Source organism: Streptococcus oralis subsp. dentisani (genome assembly GCF_002096685.1).
Classification (GTDB): Bacteria; Bacillota; Bacilli; order Lactobacillales; family Streptococcaceae; genus Streptococcus; species Streptococcus oralis_AD.
Genome location: NZ_NCVA01000040.1, coordinates 1 through 26,381, shown reverse-complemented (window position 1 = coordinate 26,381; position 26,381 = coordinate 1). Strand labels below are relative to the sequence as shown.

22 protein-coding genes, 3 tRNA genes and 1 pseudogene are annotated in these 26,381 nt (G+C 35.5%); 18 read left to right on the top strand and 8 right to left on the bottom strand.

Going from position 1 to position 26,381, the window contains the following annotated elements; all coding sequences use genetic code 11:
• Positions 1-26 precede the first annotated feature (26 nt).
• A complete protein-coding gene (locus B7705_RS04620) occupies positions 27-2,579 on the top strand; it encodes a YfhO family protein (protein WP_084945634.1) in 2,553 nt (850 codons plus the stop codon).
• Between the two features lie 21 nt (positions 2,580-2,600).
• On the opposite strand, the gene B7705_RS04615 is transcribed toward B7705_RS04620, so the two are convergent.
• The gene (locus tag B7705_RS04615) at positions 2,601-5,243 is read right to left on the bottom strand and encodes a YhgE/Pip domain-containing protein (RefSeq protein WP_084948180.1); all 2,643 of its coding nucleotides are present in this window, start codon (positions 5,241-5,243) and stop codon (positions 2,601-2,603) included.
• A gap of 128 nt (positions 5,244-5,371) precedes the next feature.
• On the opposite strand from B7705_RS04615, the gene B7705_RS04610 reads away from it, so the two are divergent.
• Positions 5,372-5,914, top strand: coding sequence for a TetR/AcrR family transcriptional regulator (locus B7705_RS04610; protein ID WP_084948179.1), 543 nt, complete (start codon positions 5,372-5,374; stop codon positions 5,912-5,914).
• A 39-nt stretch (positions 5,915-5,953) separates the two neighbouring features.
• Here the strand turns inward: B7705_RS04610 and B7705_RS04605 are convergent.
• The 7 genes from B7705_RS04605 to rlmH form a co-directional block, all read right to left on the bottom strand.
• A tRNA-Asn gene (locus B7705_RS04605) sits at positions 5,954-6,027 on the bottom strand.
• A gap of 5 nt (positions 6,028-6,032) precedes the next feature.
• Positions 6,033-6,104, bottom strand: a tRNA-Glu gene (locus B7705_RS04600).
• 51 nt (positions 6,105-6,155) lie between these two features.
• Positions 6,156-6,908 carry a competence system response regulator transcription factor ComE gene (comE, locus tag B7705_RS04595; protein WP_084948177.1) on the bottom strand — a complete coding sequence of 251 codons (753 nt, stop codon included), beginning with the start codon at positions 6,906-6,908 and terminating at the stop codon, positions 6,156-6,158.
• Positions 6,905-8,224, bottom strand: a complete 1,320-nt coding sequence (comD, locus tag B7705_RS04590; RefSeq protein ID WP_084948176.1) for a competence system sensor histidine kinase ComD — start codon at positions 8,222-8,224, stop codon at positions 6,905-6,907. The genes comE and comD overlap by 4 nt, the downstream gene beginning before the upstream one ends.
• Positions 8,225-8,245: 21 nt before the next feature.
• Positions 8,246-8,371: a competence-stimulating peptide ComC gene (comC, locus tag B7705_RS04585; RefSeq protein WP_084948174.1), complete on the bottom strand. Its 126-nt coding sequence runs from the start codon at positions 8,369-8,371 to the stop codon at positions 8,246-8,248.
• A gap of 166 nt (positions 8,372-8,537) precedes the next feature.
• Positions 8,538-8,611 (bottom strand) — tRNA-Arg (locus B7705_RS04580).
• A gap of 43 nt (positions 8,612-8,654) precedes the next feature.
• Entirely contained in the window at positions 8,655-9,134 is a 480-nt protein-coding gene (rlmH, locus tag B7705_RS04575; RefSeq protein ID WP_084948172.1) for a 23S rRNA (pseudouridine(1915)-N(3))-methyltransferase RlmH, read from the bottom strand.
• Between the two features lie 183 nt (positions 9,135-9,317).
• Here rlmH and B7705_RS04570 point away from each other — a divergent pair, with 183 nt between their 5' ends.
• From B7705_RS04570 to B7705_RS04500, 16 genes and pseudogenes are all read left to right on the top strand, one after another.
• Positions 9,318-10,508 (top strand): S1C family serine protease, encoded by a 1,191-nt coding sequence (locus tag B7705_RS04570; protein ID WP_000681809.1) that lies wholly within the window; start codon positions 9,318-9,320, stop codon positions 10,506-10,508.
• Positions 10,509-10,565: 57 nt separating this feature from the next.
• Positions 10,566-11,324 (top strand): ParB/RepB/Spo0J family partition protein, encoded by a 759-nt coding sequence (locus B7705_RS04565; protein WP_084948171.1) that lies wholly within the window; start codon positions 10,566-10,568, stop codon positions 11,322-11,324.
• 223 nt (positions 11,325-11,547) lie between these two features.
• Complete coding sequence (gene dnaA / locus B7705_RS04560) at positions 11,548-12,909, top strand: chromosomal replication initiator protein DnaA (protein ID WP_084948169.1); 1,362 nt, start codon at positions 11,548-11,550, stop codon at positions 12,907-12,909.
• Positions 12,910-13,067: 158 nt separating this feature from the next.
• Complete coding sequence (gene dnaN, locus B7705_RS04555; protein WP_000581146.1) at positions 13,068-14,204, top strand: DNA polymerase III subunit beta; 1,137 nt, start codon at positions 13,068-13,070, stop codon at positions 14,202-14,204.
• 64 nt (positions 14,205-14,268) lie between these two features.
• Positions 14,269-14,463 (top strand): DUF951 domain-containing protein, encoded by a 195-nt coding sequence (locus B7705_RS04550; protein ID WP_000285184.1) that lies wholly within the window; start codon positions 14,269-14,271, stop codon positions 14,461-14,463.
• A gap of 84 nt (positions 14,464-14,547) precedes the next feature.
• On the top strand, positions 14,548-15,663 hold the full coding sequence (gene ychF / locus B7705_RS04545; RefSeq protein ID WP_001218697.1) for a redox-regulated ATPase YchF: 1,116 nt from the start codon (positions 14,548-14,550) through the stop codon (positions 15,661-15,663).
• Positions 15,664-15,735: 72 nt separating this feature from the next.
• On the top strand, positions 15,736-16,305 hold the full coding sequence (gene pth, locus B7705_RS04540) for an aminoacyl-tRNA hydrolase (RefSeq protein WP_084948168.1): 570 nt from the start codon (positions 15,736-15,738) through the stop codon (positions 16,303-16,305).
• A complete protein-coding gene (gene mfd / locus B7705_RS04535) occupies positions 16,306-19,809 on the top strand; it encodes a transcription-repair coupling factor (protein WP_084948166.1) in 3,504 nt (1,167 codons plus the stop codon).
• 57 nt (positions 19,810-19,866) lie between these two features.
• A complete protein-coding gene (locus B7705_RS04530) occupies positions 19,867-20,133 on the top strand; it encodes an RNA-binding S4 domain-containing protein (protein ID WP_084948164.1) in 267 nt (88 codons plus the stop codon).
• A complete protein-coding gene (locus tag B7705_RS04525; protein WP_084939909.1) occupies positions 20,126-20,494 on the top strand; it encodes a septum formation initiator family protein in 369 nt (122 codons plus the stop codon). Before B7705_RS04530 ends, B7705_RS04525 begins: the two co-directional genes overlap by 8 nt.
• A gap of 4 nt (positions 20,495-20,498) precedes the next feature.
• Positions 20,499-20,621, top strand: a complete 123-nt coding sequence (locus tag B7705_RS10075; protein WP_000429345.1) for an SP_0009 family protein — start codon at positions 20,499-20,501, stop codon at positions 20,619-20,621.
• Positions 20,614-21,885, top strand: coding sequence for a serine hydrolase (locus B7705_RS04520; RefSeq protein ID WP_084948163.1), 1,272 nt, complete (start codon positions 20,614-20,616; stop codon positions 21,883-21,885). The genes B7705_RS10075 and B7705_RS04520 overlap by 8 nt, the downstream gene beginning before the upstream one ends.
• The gene (gene tilS / locus B7705_RS04515; protein WP_084948161.1) at positions 21,882-23,159 is read left to right on the top strand and encodes a tRNA lysidine(34) synthetase TilS; all 1,278 of its coding nucleotides are present in this window, start codon (positions 21,882-21,884) and stop codon (positions 23,157-23,159) included. The genes B7705_RS04520 and tilS overlap by 4 nt, the downstream gene beginning before the upstream one ends.
• Before the next feature lie 4 nt (positions 23,160-23,163).
• Positions 23,164-23,706 (top strand): hypoxanthine phosphoribosyltransferase, encoded by a 543-nt coding sequence (gene hpt, locus B7705_RS04510; RefSeq protein ID WP_084948159.1) that lies wholly within the window; start codon positions 23,164-23,166, stop codon positions 23,704-23,706.
• Positions 23,707-23,721: 15 nt separating this feature from the next.
• Positions 23,722-25,680 (top strand): ATP-dependent zinc metalloprotease FtsH, encoded by a 1,959-nt coding sequence (ftsH, locus tag B7705_RS04505; protein WP_084948157.1) that lies wholly within the window; start codon positions 23,722-23,724, stop codon positions 25,678-25,680.
• A 120-nt stretch (positions 25,681-25,800) separates the two neighbouring features.
• Positions 25,801-26,273 (top strand): annotated as a pseudogene (locus tag B7705_RS04500) (sigma-70 family RNA polymerase sigma factor).
• The last annotated feature ends 108 nt before the right edge of the window (positions 26,274-26,381 follow it).

Below are 26,381 nucleotides of genomic sequence, written 5' to 3'. Positions count from 1 at the left end.
AGTTTTCTATCATTCTACGAGGTAACATGAAATCATTTTTTAAAACATATTGGACCTATTTTGTTTCTTTCATCATTCCTTTAGTAATTATGACTGGAGTATACCTAACTCAAGGTATCTACTGGAATAGCGATACATCTCCACTATTAGGAGATGGTTTCCATCAATACGTTATTTTTGATGTGGCTTTACGAAATATTTTACATGGAAATGGTAGTTTGTTTTACACCTTTACAAGTGGCCTCGGACTGAATTTCTATGCTCTATCTAGTTATTACTTGGGTAGTTTTCTCTCACCCCTGGTTTACTTTTTTAATCTGACGAATATGCCAGATGCTGTTTATCTGACCACTCTATTAAAATTTGGATTGATTGGTCTGTCAACCTTCTTTAGTTTGACTAGATTATTTAAAGATATCCCAAAATTTTTAAAACTTGCCTTATCTACTTCCTATGCTCTAATGAGCTTCACTGTCAGTCAGTTAGAGATAAAAACCTGGCTAGATGTTTTTATCTTGATTCCTTTAATTATAACTGGTTTATACCTACTTATAACACAAAAGAAGCGCCTACTATACTTTACAAGTTTGTCAATCTTATTTATTCAAAATTATTATTTTGGATATATGACAGCATTGTTCCTTATTTTTTGGTATCTCTGCCAAATTTCTTGGGACTTTAAAACTCGAAAATCATCTTTTCTTGATTTTGTTGTTACCTCCTTTTTAGCAGGAATGGCTAGTTTGATTATGACTCTTCCTACACTGTTTGATTTACAAACTCATGGTGAGAAGTTGACTACCATCACAAAATTAAAGACAGATAGTAGCTGGCATCTGGATATTTTCGCAAAACAATTCATTGGATCTTTTGATACAACTAAGTATGGATCTATACCAATGATTTTTGTTGGATTGCTTCCTTTTATTTTAACCATTCTATTTTTCACAATAAAATCCATAAGATTTCACGTGAAACTTACCTATGCAATTTTCTTTACTTTTTTAATAACAAGCTTTTACATAGAGGCACTTGATTTGTTTTGGCAAGGGATGCATACCCCAAATATGTTTTTGCATCGCTATGCTTGGATTTTTTCCACTCTGTTAATTTATACTGCAGCAGAAGTCTTAAATCGTCTGAAAGAACTGAAGCTCTGGAATCTATTTGTCTCACTTTTTCTTGTACTGACAGGGTTTTTGGCTACTGTATACTTTAAATCACATTATTCTTTTTTAACAGATTTGAATATCCTACTCACCCTTGAATTTCTCCTGGTTTATGCTCTTTTACTTCTTGCAGTCATTAGAAAATTTATCTCTGTAAATCTATTTGCAATCCTTTTATCTCTATTTATAACATTTGAGATAAGCTTAAATGCTTCATCTCAAATAGAAGGAATAGCTAAAGAATGGGCCTTTGCTTCTCGTAGCGCCTATAATAGAGATATTACTGCTATGGAATCCATTCTAAACCAAATTGACGATCCATTTACACGTACTGAAAAACTGCAAATTCAGACAGGAAATGACAGTATGAAATTTAACTACAATGGAATCTCTCAATTTTCATCTGTACGAAATCGTTCAGCTAGCACTAGTTTGGACAAACTTGGATTCAAATCCTCTGGAACTAACCTCAATCTCCGTTATGCAAATAATAGTCTTTTAGCAGATAGTTTATTTGGAATCCAGTACAATATTTCTGAAACTTCACTTGATAAGTATGGCTTTCAAGAGATTTATCAAAAGGATCATTTAACCTTATATAAAAATCAACTCTCTTTACCTATTGCCTTTGCCACTCAATCTATTTACACAGATGTAAACTTTAACAATCACACTCTGGATAATCAGGCTCTATTTATAAACCAGCTTGCTAATCTCAACTTAGATTACTTCTACCAAATATCATATGATAAAACAGATACTTCAGATGGTTTAACAAGCATCACAAGTTCTACGGATGAGGATGCAAGGATTGATTATCAAATTGAGGTTCCTCAAAATAGTCAAGTCTATCTCTCTTTTTCAAACATTCATTTCACTAATGATAAACAAAAGAAGGTTGACATCATTGTCAACGGTGAAAAAAAGACTTTTACAACTGACAATGCCTTTAATTTCTTTAATTTGGGTTATACTGAAGAACAGAAAGCTTTCAATATCAGTGTTAGTTTCCCTGAAAATTCTCAGGTGTCATTTGAATCTCCAACCTTCTATCGTTTAGATACTCAGGCTCTTACTGAAGCAATCCAAAAAATTAAAGAACAACCTGTAGAAGTATCCACCTCTAAAAATAAAGTCTTTGCTACATATGAAGTAAAACAAGATACCTCTATTTTCTTCACTATCCCTTATGACAAAGGTTGGTCTGCATACCAGGATGGGAAAAAACTTGAAATCAAGCAGGCTCAAACTGGTTTTATGAAAGTTGATGTTCCAAAGGGAAAAGGCACTGTTACACTTTCCTTTATCCCCAATGGTTTTGTTATTGGAGCAGCCTGCTCAGTGACTGCCCTTCTTCTTTTTGGGATCTATAATCACAGACAAAATTTATCTAAGACAGAAAAAGATTGACCAATTCCTTGGCCAATCTTTTTAATCTTCTTCCATTTTCTTAGGTTGATAAGCTAGCATACCTAAAGCAGTAAAGAAAGCTAGTATTATAATAAGGAAAATGACTTGTTGATGAATATTTCCTGTCATAGAAATTGTTTGTCGTAATCCAGAAACCGAATAACTCATTGGTAACCAAGGATTAATAGCTCTAAAGAAATTATTTGTCAAAGCAAGTGGATAGGTACCTGCACTTGATGCTAACTGTAATAAAAGCAAAATAAGAGAAAAGAAAGCTCCTATACGGCTATTCCATGTTGTTAATGCAGTTACCATAGACATAAATGTTAAGCTTGCGATAATAATTAAGAACAAGGTTCTCATTTCATTATTTGCTGTTAGACCAATAAGATGAACGCCACCATAGACTAAGACAGCGGCTAAAACAGCTATAACTCCATTTATCTCAAAGCGAGATTTGAAGCAAGCCCAGCGAGTTTCAGGATGACGACCTGAAGGTAATTTAGCAAAAATCATATTTGTTGATAACGCAGCGACAAAGAGAGCGACTGATATCATATAAGGAGCCATAGCAATCCCATTTACAGGAACTTGATCATTGTCTATTTTTGAAAGATTGAGTGGATTTGACAAAATCTCTGCATTTTTAGATTCTGTTGATGCTGATTTGAGTTGATCACTAGCATTACCTAGTCCTTGTCCTAAAGAAGCAACTCCTGCCTGTAAATCTTCCAATCCAGAAGTTAACTTTGTTCCACCTTCTGCAAGTTTCCCAGATCCATCTGCCAATTTATTAGCTCCATTCTCTAATTGAGAAGCACCTGAAAGTAACTGACTGGATTTGTCTGCTAATCGACCAGATCCTGATTGTAATTTATCAGCTCCTGCCATTAATTCTTGACTCTTTTGATTCAATTGGTTAGAGCCAGTTGATAATTTTTCAATACCAGATACTAATTCTGGAGTTTTTTCAACTAATTGACCAACTCCTGCTGTCAAGCTAGAAGATTTTTGTGTCAAGGTGTTTGAGCCTGAAACTAGTTGATCCAAACTACCTGTCAAGGTGGAATTCTTTTCACTTAGTTGACTTGCGCCCTGAGAAACTTTATCAACACCTGCAGTATATGCATTTACACCTGATGCAATCGACTGACTAGCAGGAACTAATTTACTCGTCACTGCTCCCTGTATTTCTGTTAATCCACTTGACAATCCTGTCAAAGAAGTAGAAGCAATAGGTAATACTTGATTAGCTTGATTTTTTAACGTCGAAAGATTTGAAGATTGATTTTGTAAGTTTTCTAAATTTCCCTGTAAACCTTGTACTAAAGTTATAATTGACTGAGCCGATTGAATACTATCAGTCGAATTTTGAGATACAGAAGCACTTATCTCAGCTTGTTGCTCACTTGTCAAGGATTGATAAGCTGCTGTCGATTGAATATTTGCTAATGTAGTTGCTTTATCAGACTGAGCACTTGCTAACATTTGATTAGAAAGAGATACTATACTTGATAAAACAGAATCTAATTGTTTTGTATCTCCAACATCAATATTTTGAATAGCTTGATTTAACTGATTCAGACCAGAAGATAATTGATTAATTTGATCTTTTTTCCCAGACGAAGCATCTAACTTGCTAGAAAGTTGTTGAATCCCTTCACTTAATTGCTCCACCCCCATTCGAAGTGTAGCTGATTGATTAGATAACTGATTAGCACCTGTTGCAAGACTTCCCACTCCATTGGTGTAGGCACTAACACCAGATGAAAATTGATTAAGACCAGCATTAAGCTGAGAAACACCGCCAGTATAGGATTCTACACCAGTATATAACTGATTGATTCGTCTTACTAATTCAGGACTTTTAGAAGATAATTGACCTAATCCCCTATCTAATTGACTCACTGCACCAGTATATGTAACTAAACCACTATTAAAATTCCCTAAGCCAAGATGAAGTTGTTCAACACCAGAGACATAAGAGGATAATCTTTTAGTAAACTGCTCCGTTCCATTTGAAAATGTTAAACTTGAATCTGCTAAAGAGTGTAGGTTAGTAGTCAATGTTTGACTTCCTGTCACTAACTGATTCGCTCCATCAGTTAATTTTTCACTACCAGAAGCCGCTTGACTCATACCATCCTTTAATTCGACCATCTTATCAAATAAAGCTTTAGTATAGGTCTCGGTTACATTGGTAGAAACATTCTGCTTCAATTGTGTCATCGCAGAATCGCTCATCTTGCTAGCAATAAAACTATGACCACTTGAAGTCTGATAATCGATTTGCATTTGCTCTGGATGATTCGTTAAAATAGAAGCTGCTTTTTCAGATAAATCACTTGGTAAAGTCACTACCATATAGTAATTGCCATCTTCCAATCCCTTCTTTCCTTCATCTTCATCTACGAAATGAAAATCTAAGCTTTTATTTTCTTTTAAATTTGACACCATGTCTTTTCCTATAGCCATGGTATTACCGTTATAGGAAGCTTCTTTATCATTATTGACAACTGCCACAGGTAAGTCAGACAATTGCCCATATGGATCCCACATTGATGACAAAAATATGATATTGTACAGAGCTGGAATAAGAGAAATCCCTATCATTACAATGATAAAGGTCGGTTTTTTAAATATTGCTTTCCATTCTTTAAACATATTTTCTCCTTTTTTAAACATATTGTCTAAATTTTTGATATAATAGATTATACATCAAAAAATCCAAATTACAAGGTAAAAAATTATTTTTTGGACACATAGTCTATTTTTGTGCAAGAGGAGGAATTATGAAAGAAAGCAACAAACGTTTAAAAACAAAGCGAATCATCGAAAATGCCATGGTTCAATTATTGATGGACCAACCCTTTGATCAAATTACTACAGTTAAGTTAGCAGAAAAAGCCGGAATCAGTCGTTCCAGCTTTTACACTCACTACAAGGATAAGTATGATATGATTGAGCATTACCAAAGTAAGCTCTTTCATACCTTTGAGTATATTTTCCAAAAACATGCTCATCACAAAAGAGATGCTATTTTAGAAGTATTTGAATATTTAGAGTCTGAGCCACTCTTGGCTGCACTCTTATCTGAAAATGGTACAAAAGAAATCCAAAATTTCTTGAGAAATAAGCTTCACATTATGCTTAGCACTGATCTTCAGAAGCGCTTTATGAAATTACAACTCAATCCAATTGAATTAGAATACAGTAGCATTTATCTAACAAATGCCCTATTTGGTGTTTGCCAGACTTGGATTGCCCATGGAAAAAAAGAAAGTCCGCAAGAAATGACAGACTTCCTTATGAAAATGTTAGGTGATGTCAACTAAAAGAAAAAAGAACACTAGATGGTGTTCTTTTCTATCTGACTCCGCCAGTAGGACTCGAACCTACGACATCATGATTAACAGTCATGCGCTACTACCAACTGAGCTATGGCGGATAAAATAGTCCGTACGGGATTCGAACCCGTGTTACCGCCGTGAAAAGGCGGTGTCTTAACCCCTTGACCAACGGACCATCTATCTGTAGCAGATATAACCATTATATCAATTTCTTACTAATTGTCAATTACTTTTTAGATTTTTTCTCCAGAATATCTCTCAGTTTGCGAACTTTCAAACGAGTGATGGGGCAGCGATGATCTTCATAAAAGACAACTTCTAGATTCTTTCGATCAATTTCTCTAACATTTCCAATATTGATTAGGAAAGATTTATGAGGAGAATAAAATCGCTGGGTATGTTTGTCCTTTTCCTGAATATCTGTCATTGTTCCATAGAACTCTTTGGCAAAATTCTTACCAATAATCCGCAACTTATGAGAAACACCTGTTGTTTCGATATACAAAATATCATGGTAAGGGATTTTCAAATCATTTCCCTTATAGTTGTAATCAAAATAGTCTACAACATCTTCGTTTTCAAGCAGCATGCTCTTAGTGTAAAAAATACTCTGCTCGATACGTTTTTTGAACAATTCATCATTGATGTCTTTGTCTACAAAATCTAGAGCTGATACCTGGTATTTATAAGTTAAAGTAGCAAATTCAGATCGACTGGTAATAAAGACAATAATAGCATAAGGATTGTGGTGACGGATAAACTGTGCCACTTCAAAGCCCTTTTTCTCAATTCCGTGAATATCGATATCTAGGAAATAAAGCTGATTTACTTCATCATTTTCGATATATTCCTTAAACTCACGAACTTTTCCTGTTGTCTTATAAGAAATAGGAATATTTGATTCCTCCGAGATTTCATTCAATATTCTCTCAAGTCTCACTTGATGCTCAATAACATCTTCTAAAATTAGTACTTTCATTCAAATTCCCTCTTAAATCTAATAATTTGTCTAAATGTGTTGTCTTCCATCTCTGTTTCTAACATAATGTTGTCATACTTATCTAAAATCTCTTTGACATTATTAAGCCCTAGACCTCTATTTCTTCCCTTGGTAGAGAAACCTAAGGCAAATAAGTCTTCTGAAGGCGTCATAGTGATTTTACATGAATTCTGGATGACTATAACTGTTTCAAAATCCATTTTAATGACTGCAACTTCAATTTGTTTCAAGTAACTATCTGCGGCACCTTCAACAGCATTGTTTAATAAAATACTCATGATACGAACAAGATCAAGTAAATCTATTGACAGTCTAGTAATGATATCCTTTACTTCCAATGTAAACTCTACATCATTTTTTCGTGCATAGACAATCGATTGAGCAATTAAACTTCGTAAAGCAGAATCTTCTATATTATTTAAATCAAAGTAAGTATATTTTTCTGACCTCAATTTCTGATTTGCTTTTACTAGGACTTCATTGTAAACCCTGTTAATTTCTTGTAAATCTCCACTGTCAATCGCCATTTGCATGCTGACAAGCATCCCTGCATAGTCATGACGAAAACCTCGAATTTCATTATATAACTCCACAATTTCGTCAGTATAAGTCTGTAAATGTTTTTGTTCAAATTTCTTTTGTTTTAGAGCAATCTCTTTTTCAATTTGAACCTTGTAAGAGTTCATTGCAAAGAAGGTTAAAAGGAGCCCAACAAAAACTACGGATGATAAAATACTTCCAAAACTATTTAAATGAGAAATAGTACTCACGATATCTGAAATAAAAGAGACGATATGCAGGAAGATAAATACATATAGCACTTTTTTCAAAAAAGAATAGAGATATTCTTTGTCAAAATATTTAAACTCCAAATGGAAATAAGATATGACAATTTTAATAACCAAATAGGTTAAAATAAGTACAAATATAATAAAATAATTATTATATTCTAATGCAATATCATCTCCTGTTATAGATGATAAAGTTACCGATATAAAGTTATTACTACTATGATATAAGAGAGAAAATAATAGGCTTATAAAAACTCCCTTAGACTTATCATACTTCTGAAATCCAACAAAGTAACCGAATATGAGTAAAGGAAATAAAAATTTAGACAAACCGTAACCATCTAAGGCTAGCAAATACATTATTTCTTCTAATATTAATTGTAGTAAAAAGACATAAAGACTATAAATATATTTTTCTTTTTTAGTTGCATTACAAGTCCATTCATAAATTTTACTAATGATAAAAACATAAAAAAAAGCTATTACTAATCCAAATAAATTCATTACTTTTTACCTTTATTTTAGTTATTTTCTTTTTGGAAAAATAAGATTACGTATTAATTCTGGAATTCTCCATTCCCCACCCCGAATCTCCTGCAATTCTGTTTCTGTTACTTCTTTAAATTGTTCAAATTTAACTGTGTTTTTCATAATAAAATCTCCTGTATTGTTTTTCTTGTAAGTTATCTTACAAATCTATTATACAAAATGAAGATCACTTAAGAAAAATTTCTTCTCAACTGTACTTTTTTACACCTGAAATGCACCTTTTGAAGAAAAAAGCTGGGAAATAATCCCAGCTTTTTCTTTAATGTACTGATCCCAGCAGGATTCGAACCTGCGACCGTTCGCTTAGAAGGCGAATGCTCTATCCAGCTGAGCTATGAGACCTAACATGACCATTCTATCAAAAAATAAGAGGTAAGTCAATCTTCTATTTATGATAAGGGGATCCCTGCTGAATGGTAAAAGCACGATAAATTTGTTCAACAAGAACTAATCTCATTAACTGATGTGGCAAGGTCAAACGTCCAAAGCTAACAGAGAGATTAGCACGATGCTTCACAGCAGGGGATAGTCCCAGACTTCCACCAATAATAAATGTAAGGGTAGAAAATCCCTTTATAGAAGCCTGTTCCAGTTGTTTACTGAATTCTTCTGAGGAGAAAATTTTTCCTTCAATTGCTAACACAACTACAAAATCTCTTTCTCCAAGCTTAGAAAGAATTCGATTTCCCTCTATTTCTAATATTTTATGATTTTCTGACTCACTTGCCTTATCTGGATTTTTTTCATCAGCTAACTCAATGATTTCTACAGTGGCAAAACGAGAAATTCGTTTAGTATATTCAGCAATGCCATCTTTAAGGTATTTTTCCTTCAGTTTTCCAACTGTTACAATTTTTATTTTCATTCTTCTATTCTATCATATCCACACTTTATTTCACATCTTATTCACAAAGAATCATCTAGAAAAACTAGCAAATTCAAAGAAAAAAGCGAGTTATCCACAACTTGTGTAAAACTTCTACCTTTAAGCTTGAATTAAGTTAATAGATTTATACTTTAATCAAATAAAAAACAAACGGAGGCGTTTATGAAACACTTACAAAAATTTTACAAAAAAGGAGTTACCTTTCTTATCATCATTCTGATAGGATTTTTGAGTGGTGCCCTAGGAAGTTTTGTGACACTGCAACTTTATCAAAAACAAGTAAGTCAAGCCACAAATAACACTACAAACACTGTTACTCAGACTTCCTACAAAAATGAAAATGCAACAACTCAGGCCGTTAACAAGGTAAAAGATGCCGTTGTGTCGGTCATCACTTATTCAGCAAATCGGCAAAATAGTGTTTTTGGAAATGACGAGACAGATACGGATACCGACTCTCAACAGGTAGCAAGTGAAGGTTCTGGTGTTATTTACAAAAAGAATGGGAAAGATGCCTACCTTGTGACAAATACCCACGTTATTAAAGGAGCTTCAAAAGTTGATATCCGTTTAGCAGACGGTACAAAAGTTCCTGGTGAAATTGTCGGTTCTGATACGTTCTCTGATATTGCTGTCGTAAAAATTTCTTCAGAAAAAGTCACAACCGTAGCAGAATTTGGAGATTCTAGCAAACTAAATGTTGGTGAGACTGCAATCGCAATTGGTAGTCCTCTAGGCTCAGAATATGCCAATACAGTTACCCAAGGAATCATTTCAAGTCTCAATCGAAATGTCTCTCTAAAATCTCAAGATGGTCAAGCTATTTCTACAAAAGCTATTCAGACAGATACTGCCATTAACCCTGGTAACTCTGGTGGTCCACTTGTAAACATTCAGGGCCAAGTTATCGGGATTACATCAAGTAAAATTGCAAGTAATGGTGGAACCTCTGTCGAAGGTCTTGGTTTTGCAATTCCATCAAATGATGCTCAAAATATTATTAAACAGCTTGAAAGTGACGGTAAAGTGACTCGCCCTGCTCTTGGAATTCAAATGGTTAATTTAGCTAATATCGGAGCTAGTGATCTTAGAAAACTCAATATTCCAAGTAGCGTAACTTCTGGTGTAGTGGTAAAATCTGTTCAAAGTAATATGCCTGCATCTGGTCACCTTGAAAAATACGACGTTATTACCAAAGTTGACGACAAGGAGATTTCTTCGTCAACAGATTTACAGAGTGCTCTTTACAACCATTCTATCGGAGACACCATTAAAATCACCTACTATCGAAATGGGAAAGAGGAGACTACAACTGTTAAACTAGATAAAAGTACAAGTGATTTAGAATCTTAATTGACATCAGTGTAAAGAAAACTTTACAGAAAGTAAAATATATGTTAGTGTAGAATCATGGAAAAACTTAAACTGATTTCTATCTCGGACATACAAAAAAATCCTTACCAACCTCGGAAAGAATTTGATGTAAAAAAATTAAAAGAATTAGCTCAGTCAATCAAAGAAAATGGGCTAATCCAACCAATCATCGTTCGTCAATCTCCTGTAATTGGTTATGAAATCCTTGCAGGAGAAAGACGATATCGAGCTTCTCTCTTGGCTGGTCTGACCTCTATTCCAGCCGTTGTGAAACACCTCTCAGATCAGGAAATGATGATTCAGTCTATCATTGAGAATTTACAAAGAGAAAACTTGAATCCAGTTGAAGAGGCACGCGCCTATGACTCTTTAGTTGAAAAAGGATATACTCATACCGAAATAGCAGATAAAATTGGGAAATCTCGTCCTTATATCACTAATTTTATTCGTTTGCTTTCCCTACCAGATTATATCTTATCTGAAGTAGAAAATGGTAGACTTTCTCAAGCTCATGCACGCTCACTAGTTGGTTTGGATAAAGAGCGACAGGAATATTTCTTTCAACTAATCAAAAATGAAGATATCTCTGTGAGAAAGTTAGAAGCACTTCTTACAGAGAAAAAACAAAAGAAGCAGAAAAAAAGTGATTCTTTCATTAAAGATGAGGAAGATAAATTAAAAAAACAACTTGGATTAAATGTAGAAATTAAACTTTCTACAAAAGATACTGGAAAGATTGTTATTTCTTTTTCAAGTCAAGAAGAATATGACAGAATTATCAACAGCCTGAAATAAGGCTGTTCTTTTATTTTCTTAATCAACAATTTTATCCACTAATTTTTATAACAAAAAACCAAAGAATTCAAGGAAATCCCTGACTTATCCCCAACCTGTGGATAAAGAATGTAAACATTGTGGATTCTTTTCCACAGATTGTGGAAAAATGCTAGCATCTATGGTAAAATAAATCTAACAATAAACCTTTTTACATCAAATATAGCAAAGGAGGGGATAATCAGTGAAAGAAAAACAATTTTGGAATCAAATCTTGGAATTGGCTCAAGAAAGATTGACACGTTCTATGTACGATTTCTACGCCACACCTGCTGAGCTCATAAAAGTGGAGGAAAATGTAGCTACTATCTTTTTACCTAGACCTGAAATGGAAATGGTTTGGAAAAAACAACTCAAAGATATCATTGTGGCTGCTGGTTTTGAAGTTTATGATACTGAAATAAAAACTCAATTTGTCTTAACAAAGCCTGAGGAAGAATCTTCAACCTATGTCATGGATTCTGAAAATAGCAATCATTATGTTGCTTCACAGGCCAATCTTGCTATTCCATATTCTGAAACAGGATTGAAGGAAAAATATACCTTTGATAACTTTATTCAAGGAGATGGGAATATCTGGGCTAAGTCTGCTGCTCTGGCTGTTTCCGAAGACCTCGCCTTGACTTATAATCCCCTTTTCATTTATGGTGGTCCTGGACTAGGGAAAACCCACTTACTGAATGCTATCGGAAATGAAATTCTAAAAAATATTCCTGAAGCTCGGGTTAAGTATATTCCTGCTGAAAGTTTTATCAATGATTTTCTTGAACACCTGAGGCTCGGGGAAATGGAAAAATTTAAAAAAACTTACCGAAGCCTTGATCTCTTACTAATTGATGATATCCAATCTCTCAGTGGTAAAAAGGTTGCAACTCAAGAAGAATTTTTCAATACCTTCAATGCTCTTCATAGCAATCAAAAACAAATCGTTCTGACTAGTGACCGAAGTCCTAAACATTTAGAGGGCCTTGAGGAAAGACTTGTCACGCGCTTTAGCTGGGGCTTGACTCAAAATATCACACCACCTGACTTTGAGACACGTATCGCCATTCTTCAGAGTAAAACGGAACATTTGGACTATAATTTTCAAAGCGATACACTAGAATACCTAGCAGGTCAATTCGATTCAAATGTTCGAGAACTTGAAGGAGCGATCAACGATATCACTTTAATTGCCAGAGTGAAGAAGATTAAGGATATCAGCATTGATATTGCGGCAGAAGCTATTAGAGCGCGCAAGCAAGATGTTAGCCAAATGCTAGTCATTCCAATTGACAAAATACAAACTGAAGTGGGGAATTTTTATGGAGTGAGTGTCAAAGAAATGAAGGGTACAAGACGAGTTCAAAACATCGTTTTGGCACGTCAGGTTGCTATGTATCTAGCTAGAGAACTGACAGATAATAGTCTTCCAAAAATCGGAAAAGAATTCGGAGGAAAGGATCACACCACCGTTATTCATGCCCATGCTAAAATTAAATCCTTGATTGACGAAGACGACAATTTACGTTTAGAAATAGAAGCAATCAAAAAGAAAATTAAGTAGCTTGTGGATAACTTTTCCTTTCTTATCTTTTTTATCCACATTTTTTAAACAAGCTAAAAAGCTTGAAGTCATTAAATAGAAATCAGTTTTCCACAGAATTCACACACTCTATTATTTCTATTATCCTTCTAATACTAAAAATAAATAAAGGAGAATCCATGATTCATTTTTCAATTAATAAAAATTTATTTCTACAAGCCCTAAATACCACAAAACGAGCAATTAGCTCCAAAAATGCTATTCCAATTTTATCAACCATCAAAATTGATGTTACCAATGAAGGTATTACTTTAATTGGCTCAAATGGTCAAATTTCCATTGAAAATTTCATTTCTCAAAAGAATGAAGATGCAGGTCTTTTGATTACTTCCTTAGGTTCGATTCTTCTTGAAGCTTCTTTCTTTATCAATGTTGTATCTAGTCTTCCAGATGTAACGCTAGATTTCAAAGAGATTGAACAAAAACAAATTGTCTTAACCAGTGGCAAATCAGAAATTACCCTAAAAGGAAAAGATAGCGAACAGTACCCACGAATCCAAGAAATTTCAGCAAGCACACCTTTGGTTCTTGAAACCAAACTACTCAAGAAAATTATCAATGAAACAGCATTTGCTGCAAGTACGCAAGAAAGTCGTCCAATTTTGACTGGTGTCCATTTTGTTTTGAGCCAACACAAGGAACTAAAAACAGTTGCGACAGACTCTCATCGCCTTAGCCAGAAGAAATTGACTCTTGAAAAAAATGGTGATGATTTTGATGTGGTGATTCCTAGTCGTTCTCTACGAGAATTTTCAGCTGTATTTACGGATGATATTGAAACTGTGGAGATTTTCTTTGCAAATAACCAAATCCTCTTTAGAAGCGAAAATATTAGCTTCTACACTCGTCTCCTAGAAGGTAATTATCCTGATACAGATCGCTTGATTCCAACAGACTTTAACACTACAATTACTTTTGATGTCGTTAATTTGCGTCAATCTATGGAACGTGCTCGCCTCTTATCAAGTGCGACTCAAAATGGTACTGTGAAGCTTGAAATTAAAGGTGGTGTTGTTAGCGCCCATGTTCATTCTCCTGAAGTTGGTAAAGTAAACGAAGAAATCGATACTGAGCAGGTTACTGGTGATGATTTGACCATTAGTTTCAACCCGACTTACTTGATTGATTCTCTCAAGGCTTTAAATAGTGAAAAAGTAACTATCAGCTTTATCTCAGCTGTTCGTCCATTTACTCTTGTGCCAGCAGATACTGACGAAGACTTCATGCAGCTCATCACACCAGTTCGTACAAATTAAGTTAAAGAGGTTGAGCCTGGCTCGCCTCTTTTATGATATAATCAAAAAAGAAAAGGAGAGTAGTATGTATCAAGTTGGAAATTTTGTTGAGATGAAAAAACCACATGCTTGCACAATTAAATCAACAGGAAAAAAAGCTAATCGTTGGGAAATTACACGCGTAGGGGCAGATATCAAAATCAAATGTAGCAATTGTGACCACCTTGTCATGATGAGTCGCTATGATTTTGAACGAAAAATGAATAAGATTATTGACTAAGAACCCTTAGTTAGAGGGTTAGCAAGTTTTCCCTTTTTGTGTTATAATGTTAGGGATTGAAATGAGAACGGAGAATGAGAAACTATGGCTTTAACAGCAGGTATCGTTGGTTTGCCAAACGTTGGTAAATCAACCCTTTTTAATGCAATTACAAAAGCAGGAGCAGAGGCGGCAAACTACCCATTTGCGACTATTGATCCAAATGTTGGGATGGTGGAAGTTCCAGATGAACGCCTACAAAAACTAACGGAAATGATTACCCCTAAAAAGACAGTCCCAACAACCTTTGAATTTACAGATATTGCAGGGATTGTAAAAGGAGCATCAAAAGGAGAAGGGCTAGGGAATAAATTCTTGGCCAATATCCGTGAGGTAGATGCGATTGTTCACGTAGTTCGTGCTTTTGATGATGAAAATGTGATGCGCGAGCAAGGACGTGAAGACGCCTTTGTGGATCCACTTGCAGATATTGATACCATTAATCTAGAGTTGATTCTTGCTGACTTAGAGTCAGTAAATAAACGCTATGCGCGTGTAGAAAAGATGGCACGTACGCAAAAAGATAAAGAATCAGTAGCAGAGTTTAACGTTCTTCAAAAGATTAAACCTGTTCTTGAAGATGGAAAATCAGCACGTACCATTGAATTCACAGATGAGGAACAAAAAGTAGTCAAAGGACTCTTCCTTTTGACCACTAAACCAGTTCTTTATGTTGCTAATGTGGATGAGGATGTGGTTTCAGATCCAGATTCTATCGACTATGTTAAAAAAATTCGAGAATTTGCAGCGACAGAAAATGCAGAAGTAGTAGTTATTTCTGCGCGTGCTGAGGAAGAAATTTCTGAGTTAGATGATGAAGATAAGCAAGAGTTTCTTGAAGCACTTGGCTTGACAGAATCAGGCGTTGATAAATTAACTCGAGCTGCTTACCACTTACTTGGACTTGGAACTTACTTCACAGCTGGTGAAAAAGAAGTTCGCGCTTGGACCTTTAAGCGTGGTATGAAAGCTCCTCAAGCAGCTGGTATTATCCACTCAGACTTTGAAAAAGGCTTTATTCGTGCAGTAACCATGTCATATGAGGATTTAGTGAAATACGGATCTGAAAAGGCTGTAAAAGAAGCTGGACGCTTGCGTGAAGAGGGAAAAGAATATATTGTTCAAGATGGCGATATCATGGAATTCCGCTTTAATGTCTAATAACATTTAACAAATAGTGTCAATTAGGTTGGAAAAAAATTCCAACCCTTTTGGCTTTTGAAAGGAAAATAAATGACTAAATTACTTGTTGGATTAGGAAATCCAGGGGATAAATATTTTGAAACCAAGCACAACGTTGGATTTATGTTGATTGACCAACTAGCTAAAAAACAAAATGTCACCTTTACACATGACAAGATATTTCAAGCTGACCTAGCATCTTTTTTCTTCAATGGAGAAAAAATTTATCTGGTCAAACCAACGACCTTTATGAATGAAAGTGGAAAAGCAGTTCATGCTTTATTGACTTACTATGGTTTGGATATTGAAGATTTACTCGTTATTTACGATGATCTTGACATGGAAGTTGGGAAAATTCGTTTAAGAGCAAAGGGCTCAGCAGGTGGCCATAATGGTATCAAGTCTATCATTCAACATATAGGGACTCAGGTATTTAACCGTGTTAAAATAGGTATTGGAAGACCTAAAAAAGGCATGTCAGTTGTTCATCATGTTTTAAGTAAGTTTGATCAGGATGACTATGTGGGTATTTTACAGTCTATTGACAAGGTTGACGATGCTGTAAATTACTATTTACAAAAGAAAAACTTTGAGAAAACAATGCAGAGGTATAACGGCTAAATGGTGACTTTATTAGATTTATTCTCAGAAAATGACCAGATAAAAAAATGGCATCAAAATCTGATAGATAAGAAAAGACAACTAATACTTGGTTTATCAACGTCTACCAAGGCTCTTGCAATTGCAAGCAGTCTAGAAAAAGAAAATAAGGTTGTGTTACTGACCTCGACTTATGGTGAAGCAGAACGAATTATCAGTGACCTTCTTTCTATCTTAGGAGAGGAACTTGTCTATCCTTTTTTGGTAGATGACTCTCCTATGGTAGAGTTTTTGATGTCTTCGCAAGAAAAAATCATTTCGCGGGTTGAAGCCTTGCGTTTTTTGAGTGATCCGTCTAAGAAAGGGATTTTAGTTTGTAATATCGCAGCGAGTCGGTTGATTTTACCCTCTCCGACTAGATTTAAAGAAAGTATTATAAAGATTACGGTTGGTGAAGAATATGACCAACACGAGCTACTTCACCGGTTAGAGGAAATTGGATATCGAAAAGTTACTCAAGTACAGACCCAAGGTGAGTTTAGTATTCGAGGAGATATCTTAGATATTTTTGAGATGTCTCAGTTAGAACCTTTCCGAATCGAGTTTTTTGGTGATGAAGTAGATGGTATTCGTACTTTTGAAGTCGAAACACAATTATCAAAAGAAAATCAGACAGAACTTGCCATCTTTCCAGCTAGTGATATGCTTTTGAGAGAAAAGGATTATCAACGAGGTCAGTCAGCTTTAGAAAAGCAACTTTCGAAGACTCTATCACCAATTTTAAAATCCTATTTAGAAGAAATTTTATCAAGTTTTCATCAAAAACAAGTACATTCAGATAGTCGCAAGTTTTTGTCCTTATGTTACGATAAAACATGGACTGTCTTTGATTATATTGAAAAAGATATACCAGTATTCTTTGATGATTATCAAAAATTGATGAATCAGTATGAAGCCTTTGAAAGAGAATTAGCGCAATACTTTACAGAAGATTTACAGAATGGTAAATCATTTTCTGAGATGCAGTATTTTGCAGATACAGAGCAAACCTATAAAAAACAAAGTCCAGTTACCTTTTTCTCTAATCTGCAAAAGGGCTTAGGAAATCTCAAGTTTGATCACATTTATCAATTTAATCAATACCCCATGCAAGAATTCTTCAATCAGTTTTCTTTTCTTAAAGAAGAAATTGAGCGATATAAAAAAATGGACTACACTATTATCTTGCAGTCTAGCAATTCAATGGGAAGTAAAACATTGGAGGATGTTTTAGAGGAATACCAGATCAAATTGGATTCTAGAAATAAGTCAAGTATCTGTAAAGAATCTGTAAACTTGATTGAAGGTAATCTAAGACATGGTTTTCATTTTGTAGATGAAAAAATTCTCTTGATTACTGAACATGAGATTTTTCAAAAGAAATTAAAACGTCGTTTTAGAAGACAACATGCTTCAAATGCAGAGCGATTAAAAGATTATAATGAACTTGAAAAAGGGGACTACGTTGTTCACCATATCCATGGAATTGGTCAATATCTAGGAATCGAAACAATTGAAATCAAAGGCATTCACCGTGATTATGTCAGTTTACAGTATCAAAATGGTGACCAAATTTCCATCCCAGTAGAACAGATTCAGTTACTGTCCAAATATGTTTCAAGTGATGGGAAACCTCCTAAACTAAATAAATTAAATGATGGTCATTTCAAAAAGGCCAAGCAAAAAGTTAAGAACCAGGTAGAGGATATAGCTGACGATTTAATCAAACTCTATTCTGAACGTAGTCAGTTGAAGGGTTTTGCTTTCTCAGCTGATGATGAAGATCAACATGCTTTTGATGATGCCTTCCCTTATGTTGAAACGGATGATCAACTTCGTAGTATTGAGGAAATCAAGAAAGATATGCAAGATTCTCATCCCATGGATCGACTTCTGGTTGGAGATGTTGGTTTTGGGAAGACTGAGGTTGCAATGCGTGCTGCCTTTAAGGCGGTCAATGATCACAAACAGGTGGTCGTTCTAGTTCCGACGACGGTTTTAGCACAACAACACTATACGAATTTTAAGGAACGATTCCAAAATTTTGCTGTTAATATTGATGTGTTGAGTCGCTTTAGAAGTAAAAAAGAGCAGGCAGAGACACTTGAAAAATTAAAGAATGGTCAAGTTGATATTTTGATTGGAACGCATCGTGTTTTGTCAAAAGATGTTGTGTTTTCTGATTTGGGCTTGATGATTATTGATGAAGAACAACGATTTGGTGTCAAGCATAAGGAAACTTTGAAAGAACTAAAAAAACAAGTAGATGTTCTAACCTTGACAGCAACACCAATCCCTCGTACCCTTCATATGTCTATGCTGGGAATCCGTGATTTGTCTGTTATTGAAACTCCTCCAACTAATCGCTATCCTGTTCAAACCTATGTTTTGGAAAAGAATGATAGTGTGATTCGTGATGCTGTTTTGCGTGAAATGGAGCGTGGAGGTCAAGTTTACTATCTTTACAATAAAGTTGACACGATTGACCAGAAGGTTTCAGAGCTACAGGAGTTGATTCCAGAGGCTTCGATTGGATATGTTCATGGACAAATGAGTGAAATTCAGTTGGAAAACACTTTATTGGACTTTATTGAAGGACAATATGATATTTTGGTAACAACTACTATTATTGAAACAGGAGTTGATATTCCGAACGCCAATACCTTATTTATTGAAAATGCAGACCATATGGGCTTGTCAACCTTGTATCAATTAAGAGGAAGAGTTGGTCGTAGCAATCGTATTGCTTATGCTTATCTTATGTATCGCCCAGAAAAATCAATCAGTGAAGTCTCTGAGAAGAGATTAGAAGCAATCAAAGGATTTACAGAATTGGGCTCAGGATTTAAGATTGCGATGCGAGATCTTTCTATTCGTGGAGCAGGAAATCTATTAGGGAAATCCCAGTCTGGTTTCATTGATTCTGTTGGTTTTGAATTGTATTCTCAGTTACTAGAGGAAGCTATCGCTAAACGTAATGGAAATGGAAACACAAGAAGTAAAGGAAATGCTGAGTTGGTTTTACAAATCGATGCCTATCTTCCTGATACTTATATTTCTGACCAACGACATAAAATTGAGATTTACAAGAAAATTCGTCAAATTGACAACCGTGTCAACTATGAAGAACTACAAGAAGAATTGATGGATCGTTTTGGAGAATATCCAGATGTGGTGGCTTATCTTTTAGAGATTGGTTTGGTCAAATCATACTTGGATAAGGTCTTTGTAGAACGTGTGGAGAGAAAAGAAAATAAGATTACAGTTCAATTTGAAAAAATTACTCAACGACTGTTCTTGGCTCAAGATTATTTTAAAGCCTTATCTGCAACGAACTTAAAGGCAGCCATAGCTGAGAATAAGGGATTAATGGAAGTCGTATTTGATGTCCGAAACAAGAAGGATTATGAAATTTTAGAAGGTCTGCTGATTTTTGGAGAAAGTTTATTGGAGATAAAAGAATCAAAGAAAGCAAATCTCATCTGACATTTTTCTTCTATAAAAAGGATAAAAATGGTACAATAATAATTTGAGGTAATAAAAATGAGATTAGACAAGTATTTAAAAGTATCACGAATTATTAAGCGCCGCACAGTCGCAAAAGAAGTAGCAGATAAAGGTAGAATTAAGGTGAATGGAATCTTGGCCAAAAGTTCAACGGATTTGAAAGTTGATGACCAAGTGGAAATTCGCTTTGGAAATAAGTTGTTACTTGTTAAAGTACTAGAGATAAAAGATAGTACAAAAAAAGAAGATGCAGCAGGCATGTATGAAATTCTCAGTGAAACACGGGTAGAAGAAAATGTCTAAGAATATTGTACAATTGAATAATTCTTTTATTCAAAATGAACATCAACGTCGTCGTTACCTGATGAAGGAGAGACAAAAGAGGAATCGTTTTATGGGTTGGGTCCTTATTTTGATGATTTTGTTGTTTATTTTACCAACTTATAACTTGGCCCAAAGCTATGATCAGTTACTGCAACGCCGTCAGCAATTGACAGAGTTGAAAGAGCAGTACCAAACTCTTAGTGATGAAAAGGATAAGGAATCTGCTTTTGCTGCAAAGTTGAAAGATGAAGACTATGTAGCAAAATATGCACGCGCCAAGTACTATTACTCAAAGAAACGAGAAGCAATTTATACAATTCCTGATTTGCTTCCGAGGTAATGTCATGGAAAATTTATTAGAAGTTGTTGAGCAGTTTTTAAGTTTATCAGATGAAAAATTAGAGGAATTAGCAACTAAGAATCATTTATTACGATTACAAGAAGAAAGGGAAGGGAAGAATGCGTAAGTTCTTAGTAGTGTTATCGCTACTATCTGTTTTTATCATAACTTCAAGAGTAGTTAGCACAGAAAAACAGCTTCCTTACTCTTCACAAGAAATTTATTATCTAACTGAGTCTGATCATGGATTCTACTATAAAGAAACCCTTGAATCGCCAATGGTTTATAGAGAAACGGCTATCTATGCAAATGAGGATTTGATTAAGGAGTCTGGAAAATTGACTCCTGGAACCACCTTTAAAATCGTAGAATGGCGTTTGAATAGACAAGGTATTCCTGTTTTTAAATTAGATAATCACCAGTTTATTCTTGCAGATAAGCGCTTGGTCTATGATCAAAGTCAAGTTCAAACTCAAAATAGACAAGTATGGTTGGACCCGGGTTTTGTCATCTATAACAGTCCTTATGGTGCTAAAGAAATTTCTTCATCCCTCTCTCCCTATCAACGCGTAACAGTGGATAGAACCCTCTTTGCTGAGGGACAAGAATTTCTTCATATTGATCAAATTGGGTGGGTATCAAAAGAGTTTGTTTCAGAAGAAGATAATCGTATCCAGAAGGTTCAAGAAGTCTTGTCAAGCAACTATCAGAATGAAAATTATTCTGTTTATGTTAAACAGCTGAGTACAGGTAAAGAGGCTGGGGTGAATGAAGACAGCAAACTCTATGCAGCTAGTATTTTGAAACTAGCCTATCTTTATTACGCTCAAGATAAGATAAATCAAGGGGAATATACGCTGGATAGCAGCTTCAAGTATATTCCAGAAGTGAATAACTTTCCCGGATCCTATAAACCAGAAGGTAGTGGTAGTTTACCTAAAACAGGAGACAACAAAGATTACAGTCTCCAACAGTTAATTACCAAGATAACAAAAGAGTCTGACAATGTTGCTCATAATATTTTAGGTTATTATGTGACCAATCAATCTGACGGGGCTTTTAAAGAAAAAATGTCCACCATTATGGGTGAAGATTGGGATGTGAATGATAAATTAGCCTCTTCAAAAATGGCTGGAAAGGTCATGGAAGCTATTTATAATCAGAATGGCTTTGTACTAGAGTCTCTAAGCAAGACGAATTTTGATAACCAACGAATTGCGAAAGGTGTTTCGGTTAAGGTAGCTCACAAAATTGGAGATGCCGACGAGTTTAAACATGACACTGCGATTATCTATACGGATTCTCCTTTCGTTCTTTCCATTTTCACCAAAAATTCTGATTATGACACTATTACTAAGATAGCCAAGGATGTCTATGAGGTTCTAAAATGAGGGAGCAGGATTTTTTAAATCATTTTCTCAGAAAAGAGTATTTCAAAAAACATTCTAAGGTCGTATTAGCTCTGTCTGGTGGATTGGATTCGATGTTTTTATTCCAGCTATTGTCTACTTATCAAAATGAGTTGGGAATTGAGTTGATTTTAGCACATGTCAATCACAAGCAGAGAAGTGAGTCTGACTGGGAGGAAAATGAACTAAGAAAGTTAGCTGATGCAGCTGGACTTCCTATTTATATCACAAGCTTTTCAGGAGACTTTTCAGAAGCGCGTGCTCGAGAGTTTCGTTATGATTTTTTTAGGAAAATCATGAAAGAGGTTGGAGCGACAGCCTTGGTTACTGCTCATCATGCGGATGATCAGGTTGAAACGATTTTGATGCGGTTCATTCGCGGAAGTCGGCTACGTCATTTAACAGGAATAAAAGAAAGTCAAGTCGTTGATGATATTGAAATCATCCGTCCCTTGTTGCATTTTCATAAAAAAGATTTTCCACTAATTTTTCATTTCGAAGATCAAACAAATCAGGAAAATACCTATTTTCGCAATCGCATTCGGAATAGGTATTTACCAGAACTTGAAAAAGAAAATCCTTGTCTTAAATCCGCCCTTTTAGATTTTGGAAGGGAAATTTCAGATTACCAAGCAACAATAACGGAACTTTCGAAACAAATTGATGTGGAAGATTTGAATGAGCTATTTTCATACTCTCAACAAACTCAAGGAATCTTGCTCCAGAACTATCTTAATCAATTTCCAGACTTAAATCTGACAAAGGCTCAGTTTGCCGAAGTTCGACAGATTTTAGCAACTAAAAGCCAGTATCGTCATTCTCTTAAAAATGGCTATGAATTGATAAAAGAGTATCAATATTTTCGAGTTTGTAAAATCAGTCCTCAGGCCGATGAAAAGGAAGATGAACTTGTGTTATACTATCAAAATCAAGTTCGATATATGGGCTATTTATTTTCCTTTGGTATCCCTATTGAAGGGGATTCTGTTCAAAAAGTAACGGTTTCACGAGAAACACCTGTACATATTAGGTGTCGAAAAACTGGCGATGTTCTTATCCTGAATGGGCATCGAAAGAAACTGAGACGTTTGTTTATAGATTTGAAAATTCCTATTGAAAAACGAAAAATAACCCCTATTATTGAGCAATTTGGAGAAATTGTCTCAATTTTGGGAATTGCTATCAGTGATTTGAGTAAAAACACGAAAAATGATATAATGAACACTGTACTTTATATAGAAAAAATAGATAGGTAAAAAGATGTTAGAACACGATATAAAAAAAATCCTCGTTTCACATGATGAAATTACAGAAGCAGCTAAAAAGCTAGGTGAGCAGCTAACCAAAGACTATGAGGGGAAAAATCCAATTCTTATTGGAATTTTGAAAGGATCAATTCCTTTTATGGCTGAATTGGTCAAACATATTGATACGCATATTGAGATGGACTTCATGATGGTATCTAGCTACCATGGTGGAACAGCAAGTAGTGGTGTGATCAATATCAAGCAAGACGTGACTCAAGATATCAAGGGAAGACATATTCTATTTGTAGAAGATATCATCGATACAGGTCAAACTTTGAAGAATTTGAAAGATATGTTTATTGCAAGAGAAGCAGCTTCGGTTAAAATTGCGACTTTGTTGGACAAACCAGAGGGACGTGTTGTTGAAATTGAGGCAGATTATACTTGCTTTACTATTCCAAATGAGTTTGTAGTAGGATATGGTTTGGACTACAAAGAAAATTATCGTAACCTTCCTTATGTTGGAGTATTGAAAGAAGAAGTTTATTCAAATTAGAAAGAGCATTCTTTAATGAAAAAACAAAATAATGGTTTAGTTAGAAATCCATTTCTATACTTGTTAATTATCTTCTTCCTAGTGACAGGATTCCAGTATTTTTACTCTGGAAATACTGCTGGACGAAGCGAAAAAATTAACTATACAGAATTGGTAAAAGAAATTACAGCAGACAATGTAAAAGAATTGACCTATCAGCCAAATGGTAGCATCATTGAGGTGTCTGGTGTTTATAAAAATCCTAAGACTAGTAAAGAAGAAACAGGGATTCAATTTTTCACTCCTACTGCTACAAAAGTAGAAAGATTCTCAAGTACCATTCTTCCGTCGGATTCAACAGTTTCAGAATTGCAAAAACTTGCTTCTGAACATCAGTCTGAGGTAACGGTTAAACATGAGAGTTCAAGTGGTATGTGGATCAATATCCTTGTCTCTGTTGTGCCATTTGCTATTCTCTTCTTCTTCCTCTTTTCTATGATGGGAAATATGGGAGGAAATAATAGTAGAAATCCAATGAGTTTTGGACGTAGCAAGGCTAAGGCTGCTAACAAAGAAGATATCAAGGTACGATTCTCAGATGTTGCGGGTGCCGAGGAAGAAAAACAAGAATTAGTCGAAGTTGTTGAATTCCTAAAAGATCCAAAACGATTTACAAAGCTTGGTGCGCGTATTCCTGCGGGTGTTCTTTTGGAGGGGCCTCCCGGGACAGGTAAAACCTTACTTGCTAAGGCAGTTGCTGGAGAAGCAGGAGTTCCATTCTTTAGCATCTCAGGATCTGACTTTGTAGAAATGTTTGTCGGAGTTGGTGCAAGCCGTGTTCGTTCTCTTTTTGAGGATGCAAAAAAAGCAGCACCAGCCATCATCTTTATCGATGAAATTGATGCTGTTGGTCGCCAACGTGGTATCGGCCTCGGTGGAGGAAATGATGAACGTGAGCAAACCTTGAACCAACTCTTAATTGAAATGGATGGTTTTGAGGGAAATGAAGGAATTATCGTCATCGCTGCAACAAACCGTTCAGATGTCCTTGATCCTGCTCTACTACGCCCGGGACGTTTTGATAGAAAAGTCTTGGTTGGTCGTCCTGATGTTAAAGGTCGTGAAGCAATCTTGAAAGTTCACGCTAAAAATAAACCTCTGGCAGACGATGTTGATTTGAAATTAGTTGCCCAACAAACCCCAGGTTTTGTGGGAGCTGACTTGGAAAATGTTCTAAATGAGGCAGCCTTGGTTGCAGCCCGTCGCAACAAGTCAGTCATTGATGCTTCAGATATTGATGAGGCAGAGGACAGAGTGATTGCTGGACCATCTAAGAAAGATAAAACAGTATCACAAAGAGAACGTGAATTGGTTGCCTACCATGAGGCTGGACATACCATTGTTGGTTTAGTCTTGTCAAATGCTCGTGTTGTTCATAAAGTGACCATCGTGCCACGTGGACGTGCAGGCGGATACATGATTGCACTTCCTAAAGAAGACCAAATGCTTCTTTCTAAAGAAGATATGAAAGAGCAATTGGCAGGTTTGATGGGTGGTCGTGTAGCTGAAGAGATTATCTTTAATGTCCAAACTACAGGAGCTTCCAATGATTTTGAACAAGCTACACAGATGGCGCGTGCAATGGTTACTGAATACGGTATGAGTGAAAAACTTGGTCCAGTTCAATACGAAGGTAATCATGCTATGTTTGGTGCACAAAGTCCTCAAAAATCAATTTCAGAGCAAACAGCCTATGAGATTGATGAGGAAGTGCGTTCATTATTAAATGAAGCACGAAACAAAGCAGCTGAAATTATTCAATCAAATCGTGAAACCCACAAGTTGATTGCAGAGGCATTGTTGAAATACGAAACATTGGATAGTACTCAAATTAAATCTCTTTACGAAACAGGAAAAATGCCTGAGACAGTAGAAGAGGAATCACATGCCCTATCTTATGATGAAGTAAAATCAAAAATGAGTGAAGAAAAATAACCCCAGAGAGGCCAGGCCTCTCTTTTTGTATGCAGTTGAGGCAACGAGAAGTACAGAAGAGGAGAAGTAGATCAAAGGCTTGATGCATTTTGTTAAACTAAATGCAGAAAGGAGAGGTCTATGAATCTGAAAGAACTATACGAAGAAAGTAAAGGGATTGTCCATAAGTGCCGCAAAGAATACCATTTACATCTGTGGGAGAAAGAAGACTGGGACCAGGAGGGGATGATGTGCCTGTATGAGCTGGTCAGTCACCATCCAGAGTTACTAGTTGGTGAACGTCGCCGATTATATGTGTGCTTTAAAACCAAATTCCGCAATCGCATCTTAGACTCCATCCGTAAACAGGAAAGTCACAAGCGCCGTTTCGACAAAGAGCCTTATGAGGAGGTGAGCGAAATCAGTCATCGTCTAGGAGAAAAAGGCCTGAGACTAGATGATTATTATCTCTTTCATGAGCTTCTAAAGAATTACAAGGCAAGTCAGGGGGAAGAAAAAAAGAACAACTTGACCGTCTAATGGGAGGAGAATGTTTCAAAGGACGCAAGGCGCTTCTAGGAGAATTAAGAGTGGTATTGAGTGATTTTAGATAAACTGAAAATAGGCAAAAAAGATCTTGACAAAGTAGGAAAAGTAGGTATAATAGAAAGAGTTGAAAAGCTCAAGGTCCGTTGGTCAAGGGGTTAAGACACCGCCTTTTC